Genomic DNA, 4,345 nt, shown 5'->3' with positions numbered 1-4,345 from the left:
GGGCCGCACCCAGGGTCGCACACCGGCATCGAGCCGGTCGATGATGGCGCACGTGATGGTCTCGGCCGGCGAGGGCCGGCCCGATGATCGAGTCATGGTGGATACTCCACGAAAGAGCGGCGGCCAGCGCCGCCGATGAAGGACTGCGGGCGACGCAAGAGCGCCGCCCGCCATTACGCGTTGGTCTCAGGCCGCCTCGTCGAGGTCATCAGCATCGCCATTGGGGGCGATCTCCCCTGCCCCGCCGTCGCTGTCGTCTTCGTCGCTGAGGAAGGCGGAATAGCTACGGAAGCTTTCGGGCTTCTCCACCGCGCCAAACCGCATCTCATCGGGCAGCCAGCAGAGCGCCTTTTCCCGGACTTCGGCCTCGACGATGCCCTGCCCGGAACAGAGCGCCGCGCAGGCATTGGCAAGGTCACCCTTCTTGGCGTCCTTGTAGCGGCCGCGCAGTACTGGCCCGCCGATCTCTTCAAGCGCTTCGAGCATGACGTCCTTCTTCACGCGTCCGAAAAAGTTCTGGGCATCGGGCCGCCACCATTGCGCGACATCAATGTCGAGCAGACGTCCGAGATGATCGTGGAAGCCGTTGCGGCGCCCGCCATCGTCGACGTTGAGCGTCGGTTCGAGCGTCTGCGCCACGACATGGGCAAGCCAATCGGCGCGCGCCTGTTCATCCAGTTGCCGGAAGGCATCGAAACGCGACGACAGCGTGTTCCCGCCTGCCCAGCTCACATCGAGCCCCTGGCGCTGTTCGGCCAGGACGTTGCTGGCCGCGCTGCCTTCGTCGCGGAAGCCGACGATCGGGAAGCTCGCGGCGGCCGCTTGCAGCGTCGAGTGGTCCCGGACATAGCCGCTGGCGAACACGGTCCGGTGCGCGATCAGGAATATCGCGAGGTCGAGCGCGAACCCCGCGTCCGAGGCGACATGGGACGCCAGGATCTGCCGCCGCTGCGTCGCGAGTTCGTCGACCAGCGTCGCGCTGAGCCGGGAGGTCGCGACCTTGCCGGACGGCGCCTCGGGTTCGCCGTCGTCTCCCGCCTGACGAATGGCGCGCTCGCTGAACATGCGGCTGTGCACCCGCGGGGTGCCGTCAGGGGCAAGATAGATGAAGGTGCCCAGCTGGTCCTTGACCGCATCGTCGACCATCGTGCGCGCCGCCTCGATCGCATCGAGTTCCCGCTCGATGTCGGCGAGCCGCACCGAAGCCGCCTCGGCCTCTGGTGTGCCGTCCTCAAGTTCGGTTTCCAGTTCACGGATGAGCGCATCGCCCTCATCGGAAAGACTGTCGACGCGATCCTGCTCGTCCTCGCGCAATTCGCGCAGCGCCGGATGATATTCGTAGAGCTGGCACTCCATGTCATAGGGCACGTGGGTCGCGAGGACCGGTGTCACGAATGCCAGCTTCTGCTCGGCAGCGAGTGTTTGTGCCGCTGCTTCGAGCTTCTGGGCGGCAAGCTGCTCGATGATCTCCACGTCGATCCAGCTCTCGTCCGCATCATCGCCGAACAGGTCGCGCTCGATCCGGCCGCCCGCACCGACATAGGCATCGCGGCCAACGAACCGCGCCTTCGCATCGGTCGCCTTCACCGTCCCGTTGAGGAGCGCACGACGGACATTGTCGGGATTGTCACCATAATAGGACCGGCTCATGCTCTCGAACACACGCGCCTGGCGGTCGACATCGGGCGTGACGGCATAAGCCTGCGCGACCCCGAGCGTGATCTCGCCTGCGGCAAGCGCCGCGAAGACGACGGGAGCCAGTTCGGCAAGCCGGACCCGCTGCTCGACGAAGCGGGTCGTGACCCCGAAGCGTTTCGCCACATCCTCGCCGCTCGCCCCCCGGTCGAGGAAGTGCTTGAAGGCCGAGCATTCATCCGCCGGGTTCATCGCGACGCGATGGAAATTCTCGGCAAGGCTCGCTTCGGCCGATCCGGCATCATCCTCGAGCACCAGCACCTGAACCTCATGGTCCGCGGCAAGCCGGTTCGTCTCAATCAGGCGTTGGAGCGCCCGCAAGCGGCGGCCGCCCGCCTTGACGGTGAAGTGCCCCGCTTTTTTTAGCGGCGTGACCACGAGATTCTGCAACAGGCCATGCGCAGCGATATTCTCGGCCAGACTGTCGAGGTCGGCATCGCGATTGGATTTGCGGACATTATCCTTGGAGAGCGAGAGGTTCTTGACCTTCACGGACTGGATCATCGGTTGTCTCCTTCGAGGGTTGCGCCGACGTCGTCGGCCGGCTTGAGCCACTCAGGCCCACCCGGCCGAAGGCCCCCTCCCCTCTCTTCGATCGCTTGACGCTGCCGCTGCTCAGCCTGCTATCTCGCCAAGGATCTCGACGGCGCGGCTCGGTGGGACGAAGAGCCGCGTGCGGTGTTGGATGATCTCGGTGAAGCAGCCCGCCGCCTTGAGATGAGGAAGGGCGTCGGACTTCCAGTCGAGCAATTCGAGGCGTTGGTCGCCGGCGACCAAGGCCCGCTTCAGCCGGAGCGACCCGATCGGCATGATCTCGCCCGAGGTGCGAACGTGCTCGACCCGCGCGCCTAGATCGATCGCGACATGGGCGGCGATGCCGAATGCGCTGGCGATCCGCTCCACCAGCGGCGCCGGAATAAGACGCCCGAGAAGCGACTGGCCGTCATCGCTCGTCAACCGCCAGACCTGGACATGATCGTCGGGCAGCTTTCCCCAGACCGGGAGCAGCAGGCCCGTGACCAGATAGATGATCTGCGTACGCGTCTGCGCGGCCATCGCGTCGCATTCGGCCTGCCAGGCTTCGTCGAAGCTCGCGCGGTCCACGTCGGTCCAATGGGTTTCGGCGAAGAGGTCCTGCCGGTGCCGTTCGGTGCGCGTTGGACGCACCAGCTCGTAGCGGCGCACGGTCCGCCCCTCTTCGTCCGTCAGCGAGAAGGTCGGCCGGCAAATGGCGGCCTTGCCGGAACGCGGGTTGATCAACCCGCGCGCTTCCGGGTCGGCCAGAAGCCAATGCGCTCGTTCCAGGGTCAGCGGCCGATATCGTTCCTCGGTTTCGATACGCAGGATCTCGGTTTCGGCGCCGCTCACGGGATCGCGCCGGATCACCGTGCGGTCGAGGATCGAAATTCGGTCGGCCGCGATCGTTTCGACGCCAAGATCGAGGGTGCCAGCCTCGCGGGCCTTTTCCACCCGTGCTTCGATCAAGCCCAGATATTCGTCGAAGATCGCGTTCTGCAGGTCGATGCGCAGTGCCAGGATGCGGTTCAACCACCGCTGGATCGTGGGCAAGGTCTCAGTGAGCCCCCCACCCTCCCCGGCCAGGTTCAAACCGGTGAGCGACTGGAATTGATCAAAGCGCACCGATTGGAGCTTTCCCTGGAACAGTAGGCGAAACCACTGGTCGAGCGATTCCCGCGCGAAGTCGGACTCCAGATTGTCGCGGGGGTCGAAAAGTCCCTGCCCGCCGGTCTGGCGTTGGCCGCGGGTCAGGGCGCCCAAGCTGTCGAGGCGCCGGGCGATGGTCGAGATGAACCGCCGTTCGCCGCGGCAATCGGTGGAAACGGGCCGAAACAGGGGCGGGCAGGCTTGGTGGGTTCGATGCGTGCGGCCTAGCCCCTGGATCGCCGCGTCCGCGCGCCAACCGGGCTCGAGCAGATAGTGGATGCGGCGGCTCTGATTGGGCGTGTCGAGGCTGGCGTGGTAGCTCCGCCCCGTCCCGCCGGCGTCGGAAAAGATCAGAATGCGCTTTTCGCCGCGCATGAAGATGTCGGTCTCCGCGAGGTTCGTGCGCGCGCTGCGCCGTTCGATCCGCTGACGGCCGTCGGCATCGACGATGATCCGCCGGCTGCGACCCGTAACCTCGGCCACTGCCTCCGTCCCGAAATGCCCGATGATGTGATCGAGCGCCGAGCCGATCACCGGTAGCGCACAAAGCTGCTCGAGGAGCTGGTCGCGCATGGCGATCGCTTCCCGGCACAGCACGGGCTGTCCCGCCTCGTCAATCATCGGTTCCGAGCGCACCGTGCCGCTATCGTCGGTATAGATGCGCATCTGGCGCACCGGAAAGGCCGCTGTCAGATAGTCGACCAGGAATTCTTTGCAGTCGCAGTTTATGTCGAGCGTGGCGGCGGGAGGCGCAGGTTTCCTTCGGTTTTCCATGATTTCACTCCAGATAATTGCCTGACAAGGTTGAATGCTGGGGCCGTTAGGATTGTCGGCACCGCTGGAATGGTGCAGGTTGTAGAAAATCCCCGAGGCAGTCGTTCGTCGCTTTCAATCGAGGTCCCGATGCAAGGCTGTCCGCCATGGAGATCTGCCATGCCGAACAAACTGCCCAAGCGCCCCATTATCGTTTTTCTCGCAGGGATTT

At 65.1% G+C, this 4,345-nt stretch carries 2 protein-coding genes; both read right to left on the bottom strand.

Going from position 1 to position 4,345, the window contains the following annotated elements; genetic code table 11:
- Nucleotides 1-186: 186 nt before the first annotated feature.
- Nucleotides 187-2,199 (bottom strand): ParB/RepB/Spo0J family partition protein, encoded by a 2,013-nt coding sequence (locus YP76_RS26320; protein ID WP_046766326.1) that lies wholly within the window; start codon nt 2,197-2,199, stop codon nt 187-189.
- A gap of 111 nt (nt 2,200-2,310) precedes the next feature.
- Complete coding sequence (locus YP76_RS26315; protein ID WP_046766325.1) at nt 2,311-4,134, bottom strand: strawberry notch C-terminal domain-containing protein; 1,824 nt, start codon at nt 4,132-4,134, stop codon at nt 2,311-2,313.
- Between the last annotated feature and the right edge of the window lie 211 nt (nt 4,135-4,345).

Source organism: Sphingobium chungbukense, from assembly GCF_001005725.1.
Classification (GTDB): Bacteria; Pseudomonadota; Alphaproteobacteria; order Sphingomonadales; family Sphingomonadaceae; genus Sphingobium; species Sphingobium chungbukense.
This window is presented reverse-complemented; position numbering and strand designations above follow the sequence as displayed.

Coding starts and splice junctions, on each gene's coding strand:
- YP76_RS26320 (WP_046766326.1), bottom strand. CDS start 2,199: ATGATCCAGTCCGTGAAGGTCAAGAACCTCTCGCTCTCCAAGGATAAT.
- YP76_RS26315 (WP_046766325.1), bottom strand. CDS start 4,134: ATGGAAAACCGAAGGAAACCTGCGCCTCCCGCCGCCACGCTCGACATA.